The 22,546-nt window shown below is 39.9% G+C and carries 21 protein-coding genes; 2 read left to right on the top strand and 19 right to left on the bottom strand.

All coding sequences use genetic code 11. The features are described from left to right. Positions 1-648, top strand: coding sequence for a hypothetical protein (locus tag MUO15_RS00185; RefSeq protein ID WP_245032492.1), 648 nt, complete (start codon positions 1-3; stop codon positions 646-648). A gap of 986 nt (positions 649-1,634) precedes the next feature. Here the strand turns inward: MUO15_RS00185 and MUO15_RS00175 are convergent. The 7 genes from MUO15_RS00175 to MUO15_RS00145 form a co-directional block, all read right to left on the bottom strand. Then, a complete protein-coding gene (locus MUO15_RS00175; RefSeq protein ID WP_245032490.1) occupies positions 1,635-1,805 on the bottom strand; it encodes a helix-turn-helix domain containing protein in 171 nt (56 codons plus the stop codon). Positions 1,806-2,112: 307 nt separating this feature from the next. Further along, entirely contained in the window at positions 2,113-2,304 is a 192-nt protein-coding gene (locus tag MUO15_RS00170; protein WP_245032488.1) for a helix-turn-helix domain-containing protein, read from the bottom strand. A 94-nt stretch (positions 2,305-2,398) separates the two neighbouring features. After that, entirely contained in the window at positions 2,399-3,049 is a 651-nt protein-coding gene (locus tag MUO15_RS00165) for a response regulator transcription factor (protein ID WP_245032486.1), read from the bottom strand. Then, positions 3,046-5,373 carry a sensor histidine kinase gene (locus MUO15_RS00160; protein ID WP_245032484.1) on the bottom strand — a complete coding sequence of 776 codons (2,328 nt, stop codon included), beginning with the start codon at positions 5,371-5,373 and terminating at the stop codon, positions 3,046-3,048. Before MUO15_RS00160 ends, MUO15_RS00165 begins: the two co-directional genes overlap by 4 nt. Positions 5,374-5,494: 121 nt before the next feature. Then, on the bottom strand, positions 5,495-6,259 hold the full coding sequence (gene sdhB / locus MUO15_RS00155) for a succinate dehydrogenase iron-sulfur subunit (protein ID WP_245032483.1): 765 nt from the start codon (positions 6,257-6,259) through the stop codon (positions 5,495-5,497). Between the two features lie 15 nt (positions 6,260-6,274). Beyond that, positions 6,275-8,026 (bottom strand): succinate dehydrogenase flavoprotein subunit, encoded by a 1,752-nt coding sequence (sdhA, locus tag MUO15_RS00150; RefSeq protein WP_245032481.1) that lies wholly within the window; start codon positions 8,024-8,026, stop codon positions 6,275-6,277. Between the two features lie 61 nt (positions 8,027-8,087). Continuing rightward, on the bottom strand, positions 8,088-8,708 hold the full coding sequence (locus MUO15_RS00145; protein WP_245032479.1) for a succinate dehydrogenase cytochrome b558 subunit: 621 nt from the start codon (positions 8,706-8,708) through the stop codon (positions 8,088-8,090). A gap of 288 nt (positions 8,709-8,996) precedes the next feature. On the opposite strand from MUO15_RS00145, the gene MUO15_RS00140 reads away from it, so the two are divergent. After that, positions 8,997-9,431, top strand: coding sequence for a YslB family protein (locus MUO15_RS00140; protein WP_245032477.1), 435 nt, complete (start codon positions 8,997-8,999; stop codon positions 9,429-9,431). A gap of 14 nt (positions 9,432-9,445) precedes the next feature. Here the strand turns inward: MUO15_RS00140 and uvrC are convergent, their stop codons facing one another. The 12 genes from uvrC to zapA all read right to left on the bottom strand — a co-directional run bounded on the left by uvrC (position 9,446) and on the right by zapA (position 22,537). Next, on the bottom strand, positions 9,446-11,236 hold the full coding sequence (uvrC, locus tag MUO15_RS00135) for an excinuclease ABC subunit UvrC (protein ID WP_245032475.1): 1,791 nt from the start codon (positions 11,234-11,236) through the stop codon (positions 9,446-9,448). A gap of 134 nt (positions 11,237-11,370) precedes the next feature. Next, the gene (trxA, locus tag MUO15_RS00130; RefSeq protein WP_245032473.1) at positions 11,371-11,685 is read right to left on the bottom strand and encodes a thioredoxin; all 315 of its coding nucleotides are present in this window, start codon (positions 11,683-11,685) and stop codon (positions 11,371-11,373) included. Positions 11,686-11,842: 157 nt separating this feature from the next. Beyond that, positions 11,843-12,823: an electron transfer flavoprotein subunit alpha/FixB family protein gene (locus tag MUO15_RS00125; protein ID WP_245032471.1), complete on the bottom strand. Its 981-nt coding sequence runs from the start codon at positions 12,821-12,823 to the stop codon at positions 11,843-11,845. A gap of 27 nt (positions 12,824-12,850) precedes the next feature. Beyond that, positions 12,851-13,624 carry an electron transfer flavoprotein subunit beta/FixA family protein gene (locus MUO15_RS00120; RefSeq protein ID WP_245032469.1) on the bottom strand — a complete coding sequence of 258 codons (774 nt, stop codon included), beginning with the start codon at positions 13,622-13,624 and terminating at the stop codon, positions 12,851-12,853. 17 nt (positions 13,625-13,641) lie between these two features. After that, positions 13,642-14,415: an enoyl-CoA hydratase gene (locus MUO15_RS00115; RefSeq protein WP_245032467.1), complete on the bottom strand. Its 774-nt coding sequence runs from the start codon at positions 14,413-14,415 to the stop codon at positions 13,642-13,644. 6 nt (positions 14,416-14,421) lie between these two features. Then, on the bottom strand, positions 14,422-15,021 hold the full coding sequence (locus MUO15_RS00110) for a fatty acid metabolism transcriptional regulator FadR (protein WP_245032465.1): 600 nt from the start codon (positions 15,019-15,021) through the stop codon (positions 14,422-14,424). Between the two features lie 87 nt (positions 15,022-15,108). After that, complete coding sequence (locus MUO15_RS00105; RefSeq protein WP_245032463.1) at positions 15,109-16,818, bottom strand: AMP-binding protein; 1,710 nt, start codon at positions 16,816-16,818, stop codon at positions 15,109-15,111. Positions 16,819-17,031: 213 nt separating this feature from the next. Then, entirely contained in the window at positions 17,032-17,439 is a 408-nt protein-coding gene (locus MUO15_RS00100; protein ID WP_245032461.1) for a DUF350 domain-containing protein, read from the bottom strand. Positions 17,440-17,462: 23 nt separating this feature from the next. Further along, on the bottom strand, positions 17,463-19,811 hold the full coding sequence (locus MUO15_RS00095; RefSeq protein ID WP_245032459.1) for an endonuclease MutS2: 2,349 nt from the start codon (positions 19,809-19,811) through the stop codon (positions 17,463-17,465). 26 nt (positions 19,812-19,837) lie between these two features. Continuing rightward, a complete protein-coding gene (polX, locus tag MUO15_RS00090) occupies positions 19,838-21,553 on the bottom strand; it encodes a DNA polymerase/3'-5' exonuclease PolX (protein ID WP_245032457.1) in 1,716 nt (571 codons plus the stop codon). A gap of 146 nt (positions 21,554-21,699) precedes the next feature. Further along, positions 21,700-22,248, bottom strand: coding sequence for a CvpA family protein (locus tag MUO15_RS00085; RefSeq protein WP_245035772.1), 549 nt, complete (start codon positions 22,246-22,248; stop codon positions 21,700-21,702). Positions 22,249-22,252: 4 nt separating this feature from the next. Next, on the bottom strand, positions 22,253-22,537 hold the full coding sequence (gene zapA, locus MUO15_RS00080) for a cell division protein ZapA (RefSeq protein WP_396265801.1): 285 nt from the start codon (positions 22,535-22,537) through the stop codon (positions 22,253-22,255). Positions 22,538-22,546: the final 9 nt, after the last annotated feature.

The raw sequence follows: 22,546 nt of genomic DNA, 5'->3' as shown, positions 1-22,546 counted from the left end.
ATGCTTAAACACATTAACAAGACTTTTCTTTTTACTGTAGCATTTCTTTTCTTACTTGGAACCATCTTAGGTACACTTATAGTTAACATTATGTTAATCACCTCCTTTTCAGCTGAAACATATTTGATTAACTCAAAAAACTACGACTTTGTTGACTGGGTTATGAAGTCATCCCTCTTTTTAATAGGTAGTATTTGTACAGGACTTGTTGCATTCGTTCTACATTTCTTAAAAAATGCTGAAGAATCTAGAGAAGTAAGTGAAAGAGAAAAATCCAGGTATGAAATGGTCCAAAATGAGTTTAAGGAAAACCTAAAGAACATTTCAGAGGTTTATGAAGCATTTATTGATGAGGATAAAGATGCTTTAGTTAAGTTAATCTTGTCTGAAGATAATGAAATAAAAGAAACGGTTTTAATTTCGTTTACTACATTGAATTTTACTGCTTATAATTCGCACGTTGACAGTTTAAGTGACGCTAAATACGATGAGCAAAAACTTATATGGAAGAAAGTGAAAGTCGTACATCAGCTAATGGGGTTGTTAAATGAATATAGAAATGAATACTCTATAAAAAAAATAATTAATTTAATGTTAGAAGAGATAAATACGGTTAAAGATTCATCTATTGTAACAAATGATAACTAGGCAATTATTGCCTGGTTTTTTTATTGGATTCCAGTATGGCAATGGACTAACTTAAATAAAATGATCTTAATTTGATAAATAGTAACAGACAAGGAACAAGCCCGAACAGTGATTACGGTCACTAGATTTTACCACCCTTTACATGTTTTTCACCAATGTTGGTTACCAATGAATGAAATCTGCCTACGGATTAATATTTTTGATAAACTAGGACCTTTCTTTTGCAATCAGTTAGAATTGTTTTCGAAGTAATCAATGATCATTTTTCTGGAACCGTCATAAATATCCCTCTCAGTTCATCTATGAGGGAAAGGTCCCTTTGCCATAGACACCCAAAAGCTTTGCCTTTAGTTCCTCAAGGAATGGGCACCAGTTTTTGTAACCAACCCAGTGATAGTAATCCTTCGTTTCTCTAGGTCCCCTCTCGTCTTCAGATGCCGACAAACAATACCTTTTTTGCGAGTAAAAGGGCGCTAATTGAATTCGGCTAATTTCCTCCAAACTTCTTCGTTCAATTCATCGATACTGAAGCAATGTGTATTTCTTAAAGCTGCGATGATCCATGTGTAGAGATAACATTAGCAGAGGCTTCAACACTTGCTTTATCCTTGGTGTACGAACCCGTGCAGGCATGACTATAATTTGTGTAGTGCCACCAAAATAATCATACATGGTTGTGTGCATTAATCCATGAATGCAAATCCATCGGTATAGCCACTTTACGCATTCGTAGAAAACCGGCTGAAATCATGGAAGTCGATTGGGCAGGATCCGCATCTTTCGTCATTGATAGAGATACTGGGGAGAAAGTAAAGGCGTATGTTTTCGTTGCGACACTGCCGTGCAGTCAATTATTGTATGCGGAAGCAACCATGATGGAGAAGAGAAAGCGTCACATTAGGCTTCGCTAACTCTTCATGAATATAATCAAAGTTCAAAGGTCGTCGTCCAGAAGCCTCCACAGTGTTTCCGGAAAGAAAAACTCCTCAATCCATTGATCCGTCATTTCTTCCTCTATTGGACAGACTAATCCCTTCTTTTTCTGCCAGACTAATGACCTCTGTTACTTTTTGACGAGAGTTACCCGTGCTTGCGGCAATGACTCTAAGACTGATTCCCTCATCGTACAATTCCAATATCTTTTGATAATGAATCATACAAAAAATACCTCCCATATAAATAATGTCACACCCGTAGGTGTGCTTATTATTTATACAGAGGTATGAAAAGTGGTAAAGGCTTGGCAGTTAATGGTGCATTTTTTGTCACTTGGTGGTAAAAATATGGCGGGTTTGGTACATTTCATTGGCTGTAATCAGATATAAGCGATACTTACATTATTGATCGCTGGCCAAAGATTTTAGGGTCACCTCGGAACTATGCGAAAAAAGGCTGACTCAAATAAAAGAGCATGAAATCCAATATAAGCTGAATAAACAAAGATAAAGCCGCGACTAGGAAACCTTATCCCATCGGGCTTTCTTGCGGTTCGCAAATGGTACTCATTGCATTGGAAATGTGATTGCGAACTGTTTTCTCAGAAATGAACAGTTCACTTGCAATTTCCTTTGTTGTTTTGTCTTGCACTAGAAGCTCGAAAACTTCCCGCTCCCGCTTGGTTAAAATTTGTGTTGGCCTGTAGCCGTCTTCCTTCACAAGCGTACCCCTCCTTGTTGTCTAGAGCTGTGCATGAGGGGAATTATTTAGTCATTACATCTTATGTGGAAAAACATGACCCTGTGCCGGCCGTTTATGACTTTGAAACAAGGCCAAGCTCTTGTGCTTTAAATAACGCTTCGGTTCGCGATTTCACTGCTAGTTTATTAAAAATTCCTGTTAGTGTGTATTCAACACTGCGTTGAGACATATGCAAAGACTGGGCTATTTCACGGTTAGTCAAACCTGATGCCACTTCCTTAAGGATCGATTGTTCCTTTTCATTTAAGGAAGGGCCTGTCCCTTGTTCCTTATCAGATGGTTGGTTGGTACTTGCCTCCGATCTTCTAAGCTGTTTGAATAAGTGAAGTGGAATGACGACCTCATCTCTTAACGCACAACGTATCGATGTAACCAACTGGTCACTTGTCGCTGTCTTACTGACGAACCCGTTTATATTTGCCTCAACAAGCATATTAAAATGTGTATTTAAATCAAACCCTGTATAGATTAAAATGGTCAAATCCGGGGCATCTTTTTTTAATGTTTTAGCAAGGTCCACACCACTGATGCCAGGCATGTATAAATCTAGGAGCAAGATGTCATAAGCTTGTTTCTTCATTAAAGTTTCTACTTCGTTTGCTCTGTCGGTTACATCTACTTTCATATTTTCTTCCTGTTCGAGCATAGCCTTCGTCCCTGCACCTACAGCAGGATGATCGTCAACAATTAAAATCCGGGTCATACTTCAACCTCCTTTGTAACCTTATAGGGAAAAGTAATAATTGATTTAAAGCCCTCGTCCGGAGCCGTCTCTATTTTTAGATGACCGTTCAGTCCATTTACTCGTTGTTCGATTCCGGATAGCCCAATATGAGAAAAAAGGTCACGCTGGAAGGAATAATCCATTCCTTTTCCATCATCTGAATATAAAAGCATAACTTGATGATCATTATTGGAAAGGCTAAGTTTAACGATTTTAGCATTAGAATGCTTCATCGCATTGGTTAAAAGCTCCTGAACAATTCGGAATATGGACAATACATGTTCCTGATCGAGTTTCGCATTAAATCCTTCACTTGTAAAATAAACCGTGAAATTCGATCGAAGCTGATATTGCTCTATTAACGTTTCTAATGAGTGAACGAGTCCTATCTCTTCAATAAATGCTGGACGTAACTCGTTGCATGTCTCCCGAATTAAATGAATGTTATCTAGAAGGGACTCCTTATACATGGAAAGTTCTGCATCTAATGTCTTTGGTAAGTCCGATCGCTTGCTCAATAAATCATCCATTCGTCTATACAGATAGAGTTGTTCTTGTAGAACCGTATCGTGGAGATCAATGGATAGCTGTTTCCTTTGGTTCTCCGCAATAGTAAAGAGCAACCTTGAAAGCCAGGTTGGATATTTATGGGTTTGATCACTCCTCAATGTACGGAGCTCCTTAACTAAATCTGCAATTAAATTCATATTTTCTATAGCAATGTTCGCGTTTTGCGCAACGGTTTGCAAGTATGTTTTCTCGTCCCGGTTTAAACTAGTATAATCTTTTTTCCCCCTGCACCAAAGCATTGTGATTTTATCTAAAGTAAAACCAACAATCACTCCAAAGCCTTTACCGGTTTCGAGAATTGTTCCAACATCATAGTGACGATTAGGAAAATAATCATCAAAGTGATTTAATATATCATCAGGAATAGGGTCATACACACAATACATCTTACGTTCGTTGTGTATGGAATAGATATACATCTCTCTCACTTTTAATACATTGCCAATTTCTTTACGCATCACTTTCATAAGATCAACGGCATTCGATTGATCTTTCATTTCTTTAGAAATTCTATGCATACTTTCCTGATAACTGTACCTTGCAACGAACAGAAATTTTTGCAAGCGAAAATCAAGTATTTCTTTAATAGACAGCAATATAATAAGCAGGAGATGGGTGGTTAAATAGATCTGCAGGTGGTCAATCATCGTAAGATCTTTTTCAACAAACATTGAAATCATTATAGGTACAAATACGCTAGGCAGGGCGGATAGTAATGCATAATAACGAAGGCGTCCGATCACAAAATGGATATCGATCAATCGCTCACGTGTCACTAAATACATAAACGTCACTGGTAAAGCGATTAAAAATATAGCCGCTATTTCCAGGGGAATAATTTTTGCGTGAATAGTTAAGGCAGGCGTTAAATAAAGAAAAATGTAGGGGAAAAAGGCAACTGACATTCCTACACTCATATATTTAAATACCGTTCCTACAGACGTATCCTTATAAATCGATAACCCTTTAAAGATAATGAAAAATAAAATGATATAAAGTATAAAAAGCATTGTTCCAGGTACATGGTAAAAGAAAGGTGGATACCTAGTTGTTATTAGAAAGTAACTTTCTACAGCTGTAACTAGAGTAACGAGAATATATAATACTTGATAAATCTTTCTCGAAAACCAATATACTTTAAGCTCCGAGAAGTAATTATAGAGAAAATGGATGAGTACGACTGGCGATATGAGAAACAATATGGAATTGAGAAAGATACTGTATAAGTCATCACGTACAGCCCCGCTATTACTCAAATAACCAAGGGCAATTAACAAAAAGAAAAGCATAAGCTGATTTGCAGAGAAGCGTTTAGCCACTTTGCTCTGCACAATCTTGGAAATCCAAAATGTCGCACATAAAAATAATAGAGGCAGAATGATAAACAATGTCCAATGCAAGAAAGTCGATTCATTGATTGATGAATAGCTCACCTTCTCATTCAAACCTTTAACTGTGAATGATTTTGCATTCTCTAACTCCCCAAACATTCGAACCGTATAATGTTCGCCAGGGGCTGCTCCTTCAACAGATATTAGTTCTGCTCCAACAGGAATCATCTTCTCATCAGCCCAGCTCTCCCCTTTAATCTGGGTAATGATCCATTCATCATTACTATTTTGCTCTAGATCAATCCCTATTAAGGGTTGAGTTACGGATATAAATGTAATATAACATGCCGAGAGTATAATAAATAAAACAAGTAACATTTGCTTCCAATTTAGCACGCGCATCACTTTCTTCACCTCTACTTGAGATCAATCCTATCTATTATACTATGACAATAAGCGACATAAAACAAAAAAATGCCACTGTATCGATGGGATACAGTGGCATTTTTATTTAAGGTTTGAATTAAACGCGCTGGTCACTTCCGAAGAAGCTCTTGAACGATTCAATGGCTGTATCTCGGTTAAGTGCAGCAATGGATGTCGTCAAAGGAATTCCTTTAGGGCAAGCTTGTACACAGTTTTGTGCATTCCCGCATCCCATTAAGCCCTCTTCATCCATGATCGTTTGCAAACGCTCACTCTTATTCATAGCGCCTGTTGGATGTGAATTATGCAGACGAACTTGAGATAAGGCAGCAGGTCCGATGAAGTCAGACTTGCTATTTACGTTAGGGCAAGCTTCTAAACACACACCACAAGTCATACATTTAGATAATTCATATGCCCATTGCCGTTTGCTTTCAGGCATTTTTGGTCCTGGTCCGAGATCGTAAGTTCCATCAATTGGCACCCATGCTTTCACTTTTTTCAATGAGTCAAACATACGGCTGCGATCTACTGCCAAATCACGATTGACAGGAAAAGTTGTCATAGGTGCTAACTTAATAGGTTGTTCTAATTGATCAACAAGGGCTGTACAAGATTGTCTCGGCGTTCCGTTAATAACCATGGAGCATGCTCCGCAAACTTCTTCTAAACATCCCATTTCCCAAAAGACAGGTGTCGTTTCTTTTCCATCAGCATTAACCGGGTTTCTGCGAATCTCCATTAATGCAGAAATGACATTCATATTTTGACGGTAAGGGATTTTAAAGGTTTCTTCATAAGGACTAGAATCGGGATCGTCTTGACGCGTAATGACAAACGTAATCGTTTTATTTTCGCTCATGATGATTGTCCTCCTTTATTTACTTTTCGAGTAATCGCGTTTACGCGGCTCGAGCAGAGATGTATCCACTTCCTCGTAACTGATCACAGGTTTATTATTTTCTTTATCATAACTAGCTATTGTAGTTTTCAAAAACTCTTCATCATTACGATCAGGGAATTCGGGTTTGTAATGAGCTCCACGACTTTCGTTACGATTGTACGCACCGTGTGTTATCACACGAGCTAATTGAAGCATGTTCCAAAGCTGACGTGTGAACATGGCACCCTGATTACTCCACCGGGAAGTATCATTTATATTAATCCTCTTATAGCGTTCCATTAGTTCTACAATTTTTTCATCTGTTTTCAGAAGCTTTTCATTTTCACGGACAACTGTTACATTGTCTGTCATCCATTCACCAAGCTCTTTGTGAATTTGATAGGCATTTTCATCGCCGTCCATGCTCATGATTGCTTCAAATTTGTCCTGTTCCTCTTTTACTTTTTCATCAAATAATGTCGAACTCATGTCATCTGCTAATGTTTCAAGACCTTCTGTATATTTCGCAGCATTAGGCCCGGCGACCATCCCGCCATAAATGGCAGAAAGCAATGAGTTTGCTCCTAAGCGGTTCCCGCCATGTTGACTATAATCACATTCCCCAGCAGCAAAGATCCCAGGAATGTTTGTCATCTGGTCGAAATCTACCCACATACCGCCCATAGAATAGTGAACAGCAGGGAAAATTTTCATTGGTACTTTCTTAGGGTCATCTCCTACGAATTTCTCGTAAATTTCGATGATTCCGCCCAACTTAACATCTAATTCTTTAGGATCTTTATGAGAAAGATCAAGATAAACCATGTTCTCACCGTTAATTCCCAGCTTCTGATTCACACACACATCAAAAATTTCACGTGTAGCAATATCACGTGGAACAAGGTTACCATATGCTGGATACTTCTCTTCTAGGAAATACCAAGGCTCACCATCTTTATAAGTCCAAATTCGTCCACCTTCACCACGAGCTGATTCACTCATAAGACGCAGTTTATCATCACCAGGGATGGCAGTCGGGTGAATTTGAATAAATTCACCGTTCGCATAGTTAACACCTTGCTGATAAAGAGCACCAGCAGCAGATCCTGTATTAATGACAGAGTTGGTTGATTTACCGAAAATAATTCCAGGTCCTCCTGATGCCATAATCACAGCATCAGCAGGGAAAGCCTTAATTTCATGATCCTTCAAGTTCTGCCCAATGACTCCACGGCCGACACCTTGTTCATCAACGATAGCAGAAAGGAATTCCCAATTTTCATATTTGGTAACCAATCCATTTACTTCATGGCGACGAACCTGCTCATCAAGTGCATAAAGCAGCTGCTGACCAGTTGTAGCCCCAGCAAAAGCTGTACGGTGATGCTGTGTACCACCGAAACGACGGAAATCAAGTAATCCCTCTGGTGTTCGGTTGAACATAACCCCCATACGATCTAACAAGTGGATGATGCTTGGTGCTGCATCGCACATTGCTTTAACAGGAGGCTGGTTCGCTAGAAAGTCTCCTCCATAAACCGTATCATCAAAATGTTCCCAAGGTGAGTCACCCTCACCTTTTGTATTAACGGCACCGTTGATACCGCCTTGGGCACAAACAGAGTGAGAACGTTTAACTGGAACTACTGACAGCATATCGACATGTACGCCTTGTTCTGCTGCCTTAATTGTTGCCATCAGCCCGGCAAGACCTCCACCAACGATAACAATATTTTTATTTGACATGATTCAAACTCACTCCCTTAACTTTCAATATATCTACGTTCGAAAAAATAAAGATCAAGTTTTAAACACCGTAAGCAAACTGAATTAACGTACGAACACCCACGTAAGAAATCGCTACGAAAATGATGATGCTCGCATAAGTCATAATAAGTTGTGAGCGTGGAGAAACTGTAATCCCCCAGCTAACGAAGAATGACCATAGACCATTAGAAAAGTGGAATGTAGTTGAGATGACACCTATTATGTAGAACCAGAAGAAAAACGGCTCCGTAAGAATGCCTTCCATCAACTGATAGTTCAGCTCTGCCCAGCCTAACCCAATAGCGATACGGGTTTCCCATACGTGCCAAGCGATAAAAATGAGCGTAATAATACCCGTGAAACGTTGGAGCATGAACATCCAGTTTCTGAAATGCCCAAAGTTTGACAAGTTACTTTTTGCTGTGAATGCAATATAAACTCCATAAATAGAATGGAATAATAGTGGTAAGAAGATAATAAATATCTCCAATACATAACGGTACGGCAAGCTCTCCATAAAATGAGCTGCTGCATTAAAAGATTCCGGTCCACGAGTTGCAAAATAGTTCACAGTTAAGTGCTGAAGTAGGAATATCCCAATGGGTACTACTCCTAATAATGAATGTAATCTCCGGTTAACATATCCGCGTGTTCCTGCCATGTTTACCCCCCTCAAGATGATAACGATTAGTATTATGTACATTTTTCAGATAGTAAAGCGCTTTAAAAACGCATTAAAAATATAGGAAAGCTCCTTATTCCTGACACAAAACTGGCAAATGTACAATTTGTGACACGTTTATTGTACTTCTATCATGTAATAGCGTCAAGAAAACGAACTAAAAATTGCTCGAATGTACACAATTCTTAAATAGATAAAATCTCTGAATTACTGTTGCGACTTTTATTAATTCAAGCGATAATAATTGTGTAGAAAGGAATGAGCGCCATGAGAGAAACAGCTAAGCTATCCACAGACAATATCTCATCACTGGTGGCAACTGGTGCAGGTTTTGATTTACTGCGTTACTATACGTTGCCCGATTTTCTTGGTAAAGATGCCCCCTATCTTTTATATTATATGGGGAAAAATATCGCTCGCGAAACTACCCTTACCACATGGGATGAACTCTATGAATTCTTCCAGTACATGGGATGGGGAGAGCTCACACTTATAAAAGAAAAGAAAAAAGAAATCATCTTTCAATTAAAAGGACACATTATTGAAAAACGGTTAAATCAAAAACTGTTTCAAGTTGATTTTCGATTAGAATGTGGATTTTTAGCACAAATAATCCAGGTAATTACTAGTGATACATATGAATGTGTAGAAGAAAAGCATGTTAAGGATAGTATGGTTGAGATCACTGCAATAAAAGGGTGAGGTGGGCCAGCTGATTATTCAGCTGGCTCTTCCTCTTCATTTAAGTGTGTTAAAATTTGATCAGCTACTGGTTCTGGAATTCCCAGACGGGTTAAATCCGGAATAGAGGCGTCTTTTATATCTTTTACTGATTTGAAATGACGCAACAACAACCTTCTGCGTTTTTGACCTACCCCTGGGATATCATCCAGTTCCGATTGTATGGCCCCTTTGCCGCGAAGCTGTCTGTGAAAAGAAATAGCAAAACGGTGAACTTCATCCTGGATACGCTGAACCAGGTAAAATTCTTGAGAATTTCGATCCAGGTTGACTAGTAAAGGTGTCTCGCCATAGAGTAATTCACTCGTTTTATGCTGATCATCCTTAGCAAGCCCACACAATGGAATATCAAGACCTAATTCATTTTCAAGTACGTCCATCGCTGCAGTCATCTGCCCTTTTCCTCCATCAACCACAATAAGGTCCGGTAAAGGAAGGTTTTCTTTGAGCACGCGGGTATACCGCCTACGAATAACCTCTCTCATCGTGTCATAATCATCAGGGCCTTTCACATCACGAACCTTGTATTTACGATAGTCCTTTTTACTTGGTTTCCCGTCAATAAACACGACCATAGCTGATACAGGATCTGTGCCTTGGATATTAGAGTTATCAAAGGCTTCAATACGGTGGGGTGTTTCTATATTTAAATGCTCCCCCAATGTTTCCACCGCTTTTATAGTCCGCTCTTCATCCCTTTCGATTAGAGCAAATTTTTCTTCTAGGGCTAGATTCGCATTTTTCTTAGCTAATTTTACGAGCTCCTTTTTTCGACCACGCATCGGGATAACAACCTTTGTATCAATGGCGCCCTCTAAGACTTCTGAATTCGTCCCAACCGGAACAAGGACCTGCTTTGGATAAGGATGATTTTGGTGCAGATAAAATCTCCCTACATAGCTGAGGAACGTTTCTTCGGGATCATCGAAAAACGGGAATAAAGCTACATCTCTCTCAATCAACTTTCCTTGTCTTATGAAAAAAACCTGAACACACATCCATCCCTTATCATAGGAATACCCAAATACGTCCCGATCGACTTCATCATTTAATGTCATTTTCTGCTGCTCCATAACTGACTCAATATGCTCAATCTGATCGCGTAATTCTTTTGCCCGTTCAAAATCCAGCTCTTCCGATGCTTTATACATTTGTTGCTGCAAGTCTTTCTTTATTTCTTTATGGCCACCACTTAGAAACGAGGTAATGCTTTGAACAATTTCCTGGTTGGTCTCATTCGATACAGGAAATTCACATGGACCTAAACATTGATGCATGTGGTAGTAAAGACATACACGATCAGGCATCGTATTACACTTTCTGAGTGGATATAAACGGTCGAGCAGTTTCTTCGTCTCCCTAGCTGCAATGACGTTCGGGTAGGGGCCATAATATTTTCCTTTATCTTTCTTCACCTTTCTCGTCACGATCAACTTCGGATGTCTTTCAGCTGTTACCTTTAAATAGGGATACGTTTTATCATCTTTTAAAAGCACATTGTATTTTGGATCGTATTTTTTTATTAAATTCATTTCTAAAATTAGAGCTTCCATATCCGAAGTTGTCACAATGTATTCAAAATCAATAATTTCCCTTACCAGCCGCTGCGTTTTCCCATCATGGGCTCCTGTAAAATAGGAGCGGACCCGATTTTTTAATACCTTCGATTTTCCTACATAAATAATTGTCTCGTTCTTATCTTTCATAAGATAGCACCCAGGCTGATCAGGTAAAACGGCAAGCTTCTCCTTAATGTTCGTGTTCATGTTCGTATCACTCCAACTTGTTAGACGTTCTCGCAGCAACGTAACACATTTATATCTTGAAGCGGGGCCTACTTAAATTTGCGATAAAAAGCCACGCTGCTCAGCAACGTGGCTCTTTTTAATTCTACTTTCAATTAAGAATGTTTTGTAATTAATTCGTCCAGAGATTCCTTAGGTTGGAATCCGATGACTTGATCTACAACTTTTCCATCTTTGAAAAGAAGAAGTGTTGGAATACTCATTACTCCAAACTTGCTTGCCGTCTCTTGGTTTTCATCAACGTCTAATTTTACAATCTTCACTTGATCGCCTTGTTCTTCGCTTATTTCCTCAAGAACTGGTGCAATCATTTTGCATGGTCCACACCAAGGTGCCCAAAAATCTGCAATAACAAGACCTTCATTTGTTTCTTCTGTAAAGTTTTGATCTGTTCCTTTTACAATTGCCATCTTTCATTCCTCCTCGACCATTAAGTCTGATATGAGTATATCATTTTCTGTTTTTAGTGACTAACAATATGTTTAAAGATGCAATGGAGCGATTATTTCTAATAAATATTAAATGGCCAAAGTAAGCATTGCTTAGCTTTGGCCGTATTTAAATAAATTATGCATTTACTTTCATTTGTTTAACTTCTTCAATAAGTTTTGGCACGACATCAAAAAGGTCACCAACAATACCATAATCCGCGACATTAAAGATGTTCGCTTCAGGGTCTTTATTAATCGCGACAATGACTTTGGAGTTGGACATTCCAGCCAAGTGCTGAATCGCTCCTGAAATCCCACAAGCAATATACAAATCAGGCGTTACGACTTTACCCGTTTGACCAATTTGCAATGAGTAGTCACAATATCCAGCATCACAGGCTCCCCTTGACGCCCCGACCGTACCACCTAAAACCTCTGCAAGTTCTTCTAAAGGTTCAAATCCTTCGGCACTTTTCACACCGCGTCCACCAGCAATGATGACTTTAGCTTCAGAAAGATCCACACCATCCGAAGATTTACGAATGATATCTTTGACGATGGTACGAATGCTTTTAATTTCAACATCCTTTGTTGTGACTGCACCTGCAAGAGAATCATCTCTCTCTGGTGCCGGAATATTATTTGGACGAATGGTTGCAAACACAAGCCCATCCGTCATTTCCTTTTTCTCAAAAGCTTTACCTGAATAAATTGGTCTTGTAAATACAATGTTTCCGCCCTCCGCCACAACTTCTGTTGCATCGGAAATCAGTCCAGACTCAAGTTTGCTGGCAAGTTTCGGTGTTAAATCCTTCCCTTGCGACGTGTGGCCCATAATAATCCCGTCAGGTGACTCATCTTCAATAACCGCGTAAACGGCTTGACCGTACCCTTCAGATGTATACGTTTTCAATTCTTCGTTTGAAACAGTGATCACCCGATCGGCTCCATAGTACACCATTTCTTGGCCCATTTCACTTAAATCGCCATCTCCACAGAGCACACCTACAACTTCGCCTCCATCACTGACAATATTAGCTGCAGCAATGGCCTCAAAGGTTACATTTCTAAGGGACCCTTCACGTGCTTCTCCGATTACTACTACCTTTTTACTCATAACAAGTCTCCTCTCCTATCCCGTTTATTAAAGTACTTTCGCTTCCGTTTTTAATAGAGATACAAGTTCCTTTACTTGGTCTTCTGTTTCGCCTTCTAATACTTTACCTGCCTGTTTTTCAGGTGGTAAGAAGATTGTAGTTGTTTTCGTTTTTGGTTCAACATCGTCCTCGTCTAGGTCCAGATCATCAATTTCAAGTTCTTCAAGCGGCTTCTTCTTCGCCTTCATGATTCCTGGGAGGGAAGGATACCGGGGTTCGTTCAGTCCTTGCTGGCATGTTACAAGTAAAGGTAGGGTTGTCTCTACTTTTTCAACATCTCCTTCTACATCGCGTTCAATCTGAACCTTTTCTCCATCAACTTTAATGCTCGTAATCGTTGTAACAAAAGGAATATCTAAGCGTTCAGCTAGGCGAGGTCCAACTTGCCCACTCGCTTCATCAATCGCTACGTTTCCTCCTAGAATGATATCAACTTCACGATCTGCAAAGAAAGCTTCAAGGATTTTAACGGTTGTATATTGATCCCCTTCTTCTAGATCATCTTCTGTATTAATTAATACGGCTTTATCTGCTCCCATCGCAAGCGCTGTACGCAGTTGTTTCTCAGAGTCTTCTTCTCCTATTGTCACAACAGTAACTTCCCCGCCATGCTCATCACGAAGGTTAATAGCTTCCTCTACCGCATATTCATCATAAGGATTGATGATGAACTCTGCACCATCCTCTTCAATGCGGCCATTACTGATCGAAATCTTTTCCTCTGTGTCAAAAGTACGTTTAAGCAATACATAAATATTCATTATGATTTCCTCCTAAACTATTGATCTTTAAATGCTGGTTTTCTTTTTTCCATAAAGGCCTTGATGCCTTCCTTCGCATCATCATTTCCAAAGACTTCCCCAAACGCTCGAGCCTCCGCTTTACCGCCCTCTGGAAATTGACTTGTGTGGGCGTAAGGAACTAGCTTCATAATCTGGTGAATGGCAGGGCCGCTTCTAGCTGCTATTTGTAAAGCAAGCGCCTCAGCTGCCCCGAACAATTCATCAACAGGGAAACTTTTGTTAGCAAGCCCTGCAGCAACTGCTTCCTTACCGTTAATAGGTACACCTGTTAAAATCATTTCGTAAGCCTTGGGTGCTCCAACGTAACGAGGAAGACGCTGGGTGCCGGCAAAACCAGGGATAATTCCTAAGTTTAATTCTGGAAGGCCCAACTTCGCATCTTCTGCTACATAACGAATATGGCAGGACATCGCTAATTCAAGTCCTCCACCGAGGGCAGCACCATGAATAGCAGCGATTACTGGGATATGGAAGTTCTCAATACGGTTAAAAAGTTCTTGTCCTTCACTAGATAGCTTCTCACAATCTGAAGCATCTTGGAAGGAGGTAAATTCTTTAATGTCTGCCCCTGCTGAGAAAAATTTCCCCTCGCCTTTAATAAGGATGGCTTTAATGCTGCTATCTTTCTCTATTTCGTCCATTATTTCTGCTAGATCATGTAGTAATGTACTAGAGAGAGCATTTGCCGGCGGGCTTTGAATGGTAATTTGTGCAAGGTGATTTTCTTTTTGGAATTGAACAGTCGACATTAGCTTTCACTCCTTTACGTCTCGCGAAAGGGCCAGTCCATTAATAATAAAGCTATGGACATCTTTCGCCTGATCTACTATGTTATAACGCTGCTCCTTCATAACCCAGTTAGTTATCGCTTCATCCATCATACCAAAAATTAATTGCCGTACTAGCTTTCGATTTAAGTTGTCGCGAAAAATCTTCTCTTTGATGCCTTCATCTAAGATTTGATCAATCACTACCATGTAGCCCTTTAACACTTCATTGATCTTGTAACGAAGCTCTTTATTCGATTGACGAAGCTCAAGTTGTGTAACAATAGCTAAGTGATGATCGGCAGCCAGCTGTTCGAAATGCGTTTGTACTAAGGTGAGCAATTTCTCTTCAGCTGTCTGCCTGGAAGTTGTTTCTTGTTCAATTCTTTCTATGAGCTGACCCATTTTGTCCTGAAATAAAGAGATTAAAATATCCTCTTTATTTTTAAAATAAAGGTAAATGGTCCCATCCGCCACTCCTGCTTTTTTAGCTATTTTTGAAACTTGCGAAGAGTGATATCCATTTTCAGCAATAACAACGACCGCAGCATCAATAATTTGTTTGTATTTAGGTTTGTTTTTCTTCATAATATCTCCTGCCTTATTTATTGTGAAAATGAATGAATGGTCATTCACACCTTCATGATACAGATTAAAAAATCTTCTGTCAACAATCTATGAGTTTTGCAAAGGCTCAGTTTCTTCCAGCTTCTTCTTTTCTTCATCAACAAGTGTGCGGCGCAGGATTTTACCAACCGCAGTCTTTGGCAATTCTTCACGGAACTCATAGATCCGCGGCACTTTGAATGCTGCCATATTGTCGCGGCAAAACTTATTTAAATCCTCTTCAGTCACATCCATGTTCTGCTTCTTTACAATAAATGCCTTCACTGTTTCTCCTCTGTAAGCATCCGGGACACCGATAATCACAGCTTCTTGCACAGCTTCATGCTCATAGAGGACCTCTTCTACCTCCCGAGGATAAATATTAAATCCTCCCGCTAAAATCATATCTTTTTTGCGGTCAACTACGTAAAAATAACCTGTTTCATTCATATAACCCATGTCACCTGTACGGAACCAGCCCTCAGTACTGAGTACTTGGTCTGTATCTTCTTTACGATTCCAATATCCTCTCATAACTTGTGGCCCTTTTACGACAATCTCACCTATTTCGCCAAGTTCAACTTCCTCATCCGTCTCCATATTATAAATCTTGGCATCTGTATCTGGCCACGGTACACCGATACTTCCATTCACCCGGTTTCCCCAAATAAAGTTAGAGTGTGTCACAGGGGATGTTTCTGTTAAACCATACCCCTCAACAAGCTTCCCGCCGGTAATTTTCTCAAAATTCTCCTGTACTTCAACAGGCAAAGGTGCGGAACCGCTAATACAGGCCTCAATAGAAGATAAATCGTATTTCTTCAAGTCAGGATGATTTAACAGAGCAATATAAATAGTCGGAGCTCCTGGAAATAGGGATGGCTTTTGTTTCTCGATTGCTTTTAATACATCCTCAGGTTCAAACTTAGGCATCAAGATCATTTTTGAGCCCATCATGACAGATAAATTCATTACTGATGTCATCCCGTAAACGTGGAAGAATGGCAAAATAGCCAGAACAACTTCCTGGCCTTTTTGAGATTTATACATCCAGGCCATCGACATTTGTGTGTTAGCAACTAAATTATAATGACTAAGCATGACTCCCTTCGGGTAGCCCGTAGTCCCACCAGTGTATTGCAGTAAAGCCAGATCTTCAACAGGGTCAATATCTACAGGCGATACTTGCCCACTGCTATTTTTTAGGATGTTCTTCCATAAATGAGTATCATGAGATTGCTCTGGTTTTACTAATAGTTGATATTGACGTCTTTGAATAAAAGGGTAGAGTTTGTTTTTAGGGAAGGGGAGGTAGTCTTTAATGCCAGTTACAATGACATGTTCTAAAGAAGTATTCGGTTTGACATTAGCCACTTTTGGATACAAAACATCTAAACAAACGATCATTTTTGCCCCAGAATCTTTAAGCTGATAGTCAAGTTCGCGTTCCATATACAATGGATTGGTCTGCACAACGATACCGCCCGCCATCAGGATTCCATAATAAGCAATGACCGACTGTGGGCAGTTCGGAAGCATAACTGAAACACGGTCACCTTTTTCAATCCCAAGCTTTTGTAAATAGCTCGCAAAGAGTTGTGTTTCTTTAAATACTTCGCTAAAGGTCATCTCTTTCCCCATGAAGTGAAGCGCTTTCTTTTCTCCGTATAACGTACTGCTTTCCTCCAGGAAACGATGCAATGGTCGTTTATCATATTGCATCGTTACCGGAATTTCAGGCGGGTAATTTTTGTGCCACGGTCGTTGAGCACTTTCCATAAACAAATCCCTCCCACTTCGTATTACTATTATTATACGGGTATCCTCAACAAATTTGAATATAATTTAAATCTTTTGAATATTTATTTGAAAGAAGCTCCCCTTATACAAGGAGAGCTTCTTTATAGCAGCATGTAGGCAATCCCGATTACTATAAAAAGTGCTGCGATTACGATCAAAATCTTCGCGAGGGTTTCCATTTTACTCCACCCTTCAAATAATATTTGCTCCGATGACGTAAGACAATCCAACAGAAATTATAAAAGAAATGAAACCTACCGCACGGTTATCTTCTGCAATTTCTTCGTCGATCCTAAATGACGGGGTAAGGAATTCAAAAATAAAATATCCGATAACCAACAACAGAAATCCGAACAAACCCCAGCCCATCGTTTGGACCAATGAATCGTTTTCTTGTATAGAAAAACGGAAAATATTAGCGATGCCGAATATTTTGCCACCCGTCGCCATTGCGACAGCCATATTTCCTTTCTTGATTTCTTTCCAGTTATTATACGTTGTTACTAATTCGAATACAGCCATAAATACGACCAAGCATAGTACAACAACACTATAACTTGCAGCTGTCTCAACGAGTGCGTGCTCCCAAAATCCTGTCATGATAAGCTCTCCCTTATAAGACTTTACCTTAGTTCAAGGACAGTGACCCCACTCCCCCCTTCATTCATTCCGCCAGCACGATAGGAGGTGATTTGACGATGGTTTTTAGCATAGTTTTGGACGGCTGTTCTTAAAGCCCCCGTTCCTTTGCCATGTATTATCGAAACGCTCGGATAGTTAGCCAGCAGCGCGTCATCAATATACTTTTCCAACTGATTCAATGCTTCTTCATACCTTTCCCCTCTAAGGTCAAGCTCAGTTTTCACATGGTAACCTTTCCCTTTAACGGTGGCCATAGGTTTTTCTTTGTAAGGTTGCTTTGCCTTGATAAATTCAAGCTCTTTACGTTTTGCTTTAATTTTCATCACGCCGACCTGGACTTGATACTCATTACTATTCGTTTGTTCAAGCACCACGCCTTGTTGATTTAATGTAAGCAGTTTAACTTCATCACCAGACTTTAATTCCTTTGTTCCTCGTCCAGCTTGCGGTTTGGTATCTTCATTCTTTTTGCTTGCTAATTCCGGTTTGGCTTCATCCAATGCTTTACGTGCTTCAATCCATTCATGATCTTTAATCTCTGCTTGGTTTTTCATTTGACGAAGTTGATGGACAATTTCCTCAGCCTCTTGGCGTGCTTTCTCAACAGCCTTTTCTGCTTTAGCCTCAGCTTTTTTGTAAAGTTGTTCCCGTTTGTCTTCAAACTGTCTCCACTGAGTCTGTAAGTCATGATATAACTCTTCCGATGCTGTTAATGTTCTTTCCGCCGTCTCATAATCCTGTTCTGCATTTCTCGTTGATTCTTCTAAAGAAGCAATCATGTTTTCAACACTCTGAGAATCCACACCTACTTGCTGCTTAGCTGTTTCAATAATGGATTCGTCTAACCCTAGTCTTCTGGAAATCTCAAATGCATTACTGCGTCCTGGCACACCTATCAGCAGACGATAGGTCGGTTTCAATGTTTGAATATCAAATTCTACAGAGGCATTGGTAACTCCTTCACGATTATAACTGTACGCCTTTAATTCAGGGTAGTGTGTTGTTGCAATCACCCTTGCTCCGCGGCTAACTACCTCATCCAGGATGGACATCGCTAGAGCTGCACCTTCTTGAGGATCAGTACCTGCACCGAGTTCATCAAATAGAACGAGGGTCCGGTCATTTACATGCTTCAATATACCCACAATATTAGTCATGTGAGAAGAAAAGGTAGATAAACTTTGTTCAATCGATTGCTCATCACCTATATCTGCAAATACTTGTTCGAAAACTCCCAGTTCACAACCATCCATAGCTGGTACCTGAAGTCCAGACTGCGCCATTAAAGTAAACAATCCAAGTAACTTCAACGTAACGGTTTTACCACCAGTGTTTGGTCCGGTTATGACGATAGATGTGAAGTCTACACCCATTTCTATATCGTTTGGCACAACCTCTTCTGAGGCGATGAGCGGGTGTCTGGCCTGCTTGATATTAACACGGCCTTGATCGTTCATTTTCGGCATGGATGCTTTCATTTCCCTGCCCAGTTTCGCTCGCGCAAACATAAAATCAACATGGGCAAGTATACCTACATTAAAATAGAGAGCATGTTGCTCTTCGGCAATCTCCTGGGATAACTCTGTTAAAATACGTTCCACTTCTTGTCGTTCTTGTACACGTGCTTCCTGGAGCTGGTTATTCAAGTCAACAACCACTTGCGGCTCAATGAAAAGTGTCGCCCCTGATGCGGACTGGTCATGTACAATCCCGCCAATCGAACCACGGTATTCTTGTTTTACCGGCAATACATAGCGTTCATTTCTAATCGTCACAATGGCATCAGACAACATTTTGGTTTTTGACCTCGTGAACGTTTCCATTTTATCACGGACACGGCTTTCCGATGTCCTAATTTTTGACCGAATCGTACGCAATTTATCAGAAGCTCCATCCATAACCCCGCCATGGTCATCAATACAGCCTCTTATTTTCCTTTCTAGTTCATGTAAAGGGACGATCCCCTCTACTAGTTCCCGTAAAATCGGCATTTCTGGTTCTTCCATATCCTCGACAAAACGTTTTAGCTGGCGTCCACCATAAACAGTACTGGCAACGTCCAAACATTCAACTGGACTTAACACACCGCCAATGGTTGTCCGTTTTAAACTAGGTTTAATGTCAAAAATTCCTCCAAGAGGAACATGACCTTTGAGCCGAATGACTTGTGCTGCTTCATCTGTTTCTTTCTGCCACTGAATAACCTCATCAAGTTCAGTTGAAGGTTTTAATGCCAGGGCCCGCTCCTTTCCTAGAGTTGAAGCGGCTTGGTTACTTAATTGATCAATAATTTTCTTGTATTCTAAAACATGAAAGATCCGTTGATTCATGTCAGTTTAGTCTCCTTTTTTTACAACTAGCTGATGCCAAGGCGTTTCATCAGTTGTTTCTTCGTCATGGTATTGAGAACCGATTCCTTACGCAGCCATCCTTTTCGTGCTGCTCCCACACCTATTTCCATATGTTCGAGCATTGAATAACTGTGAGCATCCGTATTAATAGCTATCATGACACCGGCTTCTTGTGCTTTCATTATCCATTCCCAACTTAAATCCAGTCTGTTTGGATTAGCATTCAATTCAAGAATTGTTCCTGTTTGCTTCGCCCCTTCAATCAACTTGTCCAATTGAACGCTATAGCCACTTCTGCGGCCAATTAACCGGCCAGTAGGATGGGCAATCATGTCCACATGCGGGTTTTCAAGTGCCGAAAATAGCCGCTTCATGATTTGTTCTTCTGACTGATTAAAACTTGAGTGAATCGACGCGATTACATAATCCATCTCTTTTAAGAAGTCATCATCAAAGTCTAGCGAGCCGTCAGGAAGAATGTCCATTTCGATACCGGCAAAAATATGGAAGTCTTCTATCTCTTTATTTATTTTTTCAATCTCTTTCCTTTGCATACGTAACCGCTCTTCATTTAGACCATTGGCTATTCGTAGATACTTGGAATGATCTGTAATGGCAATGTATTCATACCCCATCGCCTTACTTTGCTCCGCCATCTCTCGAATCGATTGTGCACCATCGCTCCATGTTGAGTGCATATGAAGATCGCCACGGATATCACTTTCCTTAAGAAGCGTGATTGGTTCTTTGAATGCATCGACTTCTCCCGTATTTTCACGAGCCTCAGGCGGGATAAAGTGGAGACCGAAGTGATCGAAAAACTGTTTTTCCGTTTCAAAGGTAAGAATTTCACCTGTTTCCGCATTCTCCACTCCATATTCACTGATTTTCTCCTGCTTTTGTTTAGCTAACTGTCTCATCGCTACATTATGGTCTTTGGAGCCAGTAAAGTGATGCAAAGTTGAGGCAAATTCATGTGATGCAACGATTCGAAAATCAATGCCGATATCATAGCCTTCATTAACGATAATTGACACTTTCGTTTCACCCGAAGAGACCACTTCTTTCACTTCCGGATAGGCTAACAATTCGTCTTTTGTTTGATTTGGATTGTTTGAAGCAATGATAAAGTCGAGGTCCTTAATCGTCTCTCTCATTCTTCGTAAACTACCTGCACGTGAGAAACGTTTAATTGTTTTTGCCTGTTTTAAAAAGGTTTCGACTTTCTCTGCGATCGGCAGCATCAGCGCGATTGGCAGCCGCTCAGGCCTTGAGCCGGCTTCGTTTAATGTCTTTAGTATTTTCACCGCAGACTTTTTGCCAAAGCCTTCAAGTTCTTCCACCTTCCCTTGCTCTAGTGCTTCTTTTAATGATTCGGCATCTGTTACGCCTAACTGTTGGTAAAGCTTTGCTAGTTTTTTTCCGCCTAACCCTTGAATATCAAGTAATGGGATTAATCCTGCCGGCACTTCTGCCTGTAATTGGTGAAGGGTTTCTGATTCTCCATTTTCAATGTACTCATCAATGACTGCTGCTGTACCTTTACCAATCCCTTTCATTTTTTTAAAATCATCAATTTCGTTTAATGAATGGTCATCTCTTTCTAGTGCCTGGGCAGCTTTACGGTAAGCAGAGATTTTAAATGGATTTTCCCCTTTAAGTTCTAAGTAAATGGCAATGGTTTCGAGTAGTTTAACCACTTTCTTTTTATCAATAGTCATACATTCACCCTCTCCTTTCATACAAATAATTTTATACTTAAGAACAAAGAAAAGGCCGCTATGAATTTTTCACAGCGACCTCTTCTTAGAAAAGCGCAATCATCTAAGGCTTTTGCGCTACAAATAGAAATAGCGTTCCTTTTCCTTTATAACAAGGTAATCACTTGTTCAACCCACATTGTCTTTATCTGGCTTGAGAGTATTGGTGTTTTCTCAATAATAAACTGGGCAAGAAATGAACCATCCAAGGCGTTCTGAACAACTCCTAAGGGTACTAGTGCCGCTATGTATAAAAGAATAAATAATAGAAAGTATCTTTCTACAAAACCTAAAATACCGCCGAGCAAACTGTTTAGCGAACTCAGTACAGGCAACTCTGAAACAAAATCCAGCATGGAGGCAATGATTTGCAGAATAATTTTCACACCAAAAAACAATATGGCAAAGGCACTGGCATTATAAAACGCTTGCTCGAGCGGCAAGCTTTCCATAAATATCGCCCAGGAAGCTCCTTCTGGAAGTTCAGGGTATGGCACCCAGAGAATAAGTTTAGGCGCTAAGTTGTCGTAGTACATTACAGCGACGATAAAAGCAGCTATAAATCCAATTAAATGAAACAACTGGAGAATAAAGCCCCTTCTAAATCCCACCATAACTCCGAGAAATAAAATAATGAGAAGTAGTAAATCAATAATCATGTTAGTTGTCGTCCTCTTTCTCTATCTTATCTATATAATTCATCAACTCTGTACATTCTTCTTTCAATTTAATATATTCATTCATTGTATTTACTGCTGTTAAAACAGCAAGTTTAGCTGTATCTAAACTGGGATTAGCTTCATGTATTTCACGCATTTTCTGATCAACAAGACTAGATACCATGCGGATATGGTGCGGCTCTTCTTGACCAATGATTGTATAGGATCGATTGTTAATCTCAACTGTGATTCTTCTTCTGTTTTTATCTGATTGGGACACATCCATACCCCCTTG

The sequence above is a fragment of the Halobacillus amylolyticus genome (assembly GCF_022921115.1).
Classification (GTDB): Bacteria; Bacillota; Bacilli; order Bacillales; family Halobacillaceae; genus Halobacillus_A; species Halobacillus_A amylolyticus.
Note: the sequence above shows the minus strand (reverse complement) of the source record. Positions and strands in the feature narration are given on the sequence as shown.

What these genes read in the sequence shown, in the direction of transcription:
- MUO15_RS00185 (WP_245032492.1), top strand. Translation starts at nt 1, where the DNA reads ATGCTTAAACACATTAACAAGACTTTTCTTTTTACTGTAGCATTTCTT.
- MUO15_RS00175 (WP_245032490.1), bottom strand. Translation starts at nt 1,805, where the DNA reads ATGATTCATTATCAAAAGATATTGGAATTGTACGATGAGGGAATCAGT.
- MUO15_RS00165 (WP_245032486.1), bottom strand. Translation starts at nt 3,049, where the DNA reads ATGACCCGGATTTTAATTGTTGACGATCATCCTGCTGTAGGTGCAGGG.
- MUO15_RS00160 (WP_245032484.1), bottom strand. Translation starts at nt 5,373, where the DNA reads ATGCGCGTGCTAAATTGGAAGCAAATGTTACTTGTTTTATTTATTATA.
- sdhB (WP_245032483.1), bottom strand. Translation starts at nt 6,259, where the DNA reads ATGAGCGAAAATAAAACGATTACGTTTGTCATTACGCGTCAAGACGAT.
- sdhA (WP_245032481.1), bottom strand. Translation starts at nt 8,026, where the DNA reads ATGTCAAATAAAAATATTGTTATCGTTGGTGGAGGTCTTGCCGGGCTG.
- MUO15_RS00145 (WP_245032479.1), bottom strand. Translation starts at nt 8,708, where the DNA reads ATGGCAGGAACACGCGGATATGTTAACCGGAGATTACATTCATTATTA.
- MUO15_RS00140 (WP_245032477.1), top strand. Translation starts at nt 8,997, where the DNA reads ATGAGAGAAACAGCTAAGCTATCCACAGACAATATCTCATCACTGGTG.
- uvrC (WP_245032475.1), bottom strand. Translation starts at nt 11,236, where the DNA reads ATGAACACGAACATTAAGGAGAAGCTTGCCGTTTTACCTGATCAGCCT.
- trxA (WP_245032473.1), bottom strand. Translation starts at nt 11,685, where the DNA reads ATGGCAATTGTAAAAGGAACAGATCAAAACTTTACAGAAGAAACAAAT.
- MUO15_RS00125 (WP_245032471.1), bottom strand. Translation starts at nt 12,823, where the DNA reads ATGAGTAAAAAGGTAGTAGTAATCGGAGAAGCACGTGAAGGGTCCCTT.
- MUO15_RS00120 (WP_245032469.1), bottom strand. Translation starts at nt 13,624, where the DNA reads ATGAATATTTATGTATTGCTTAAACGTACTTTTGACACAGAGGAAAAG.
- MUO15_RS00115 (WP_245032467.1), bottom strand. Translation starts at nt 14,415, where the DNA reads ATGTCGACTGTTCAATTCCAAAAAGAAAATCACCTTGCACAAATTACC.
- MUO15_RS00110 (WP_245032465.1), bottom strand. Translation starts at nt 15,021, where the DNA reads ATGAAGAAAAACAAACCTAAATACAAACAAATTATTGATGCTGCGGTC.
- MUO15_RS00105 (WP_245032463.1), bottom strand. Translation starts at nt 16,818, where the DNA reads ATGGAAAGTGCTCAACGACCGTGGCACAAAAATTACCCGCCTGAAATT.
- MUO15_RS00100 (WP_245032461.1), bottom strand. Translation starts at nt 17,439, where the DNA reads ATGACAGGATTTTGGGAGCACGCACTCGTTGAGACAGCTGCAAGTTAT.
- MUO15_RS00095 (WP_245032459.1), bottom strand. Translation starts at nt 19,811, where the DNA reads ATGAATCAACGGATCTTTCATGTTTTAGAATACAAGAAAATTATTGAT.
- polX (WP_245032457.1), bottom strand. Translation starts at nt 21,553, where the DNA reads ATGACTATTGATAAAAAGAAAGTGGTTAAACTACTCGAAACCATTGCC.
- zapA (WP_396265801.1), bottom strand. Translation starts at nt 22,537, where the DNA reads ATGGATGTGTCCCAATCAGATAAAAACAGAAGAAGAATCACAGTTGAG.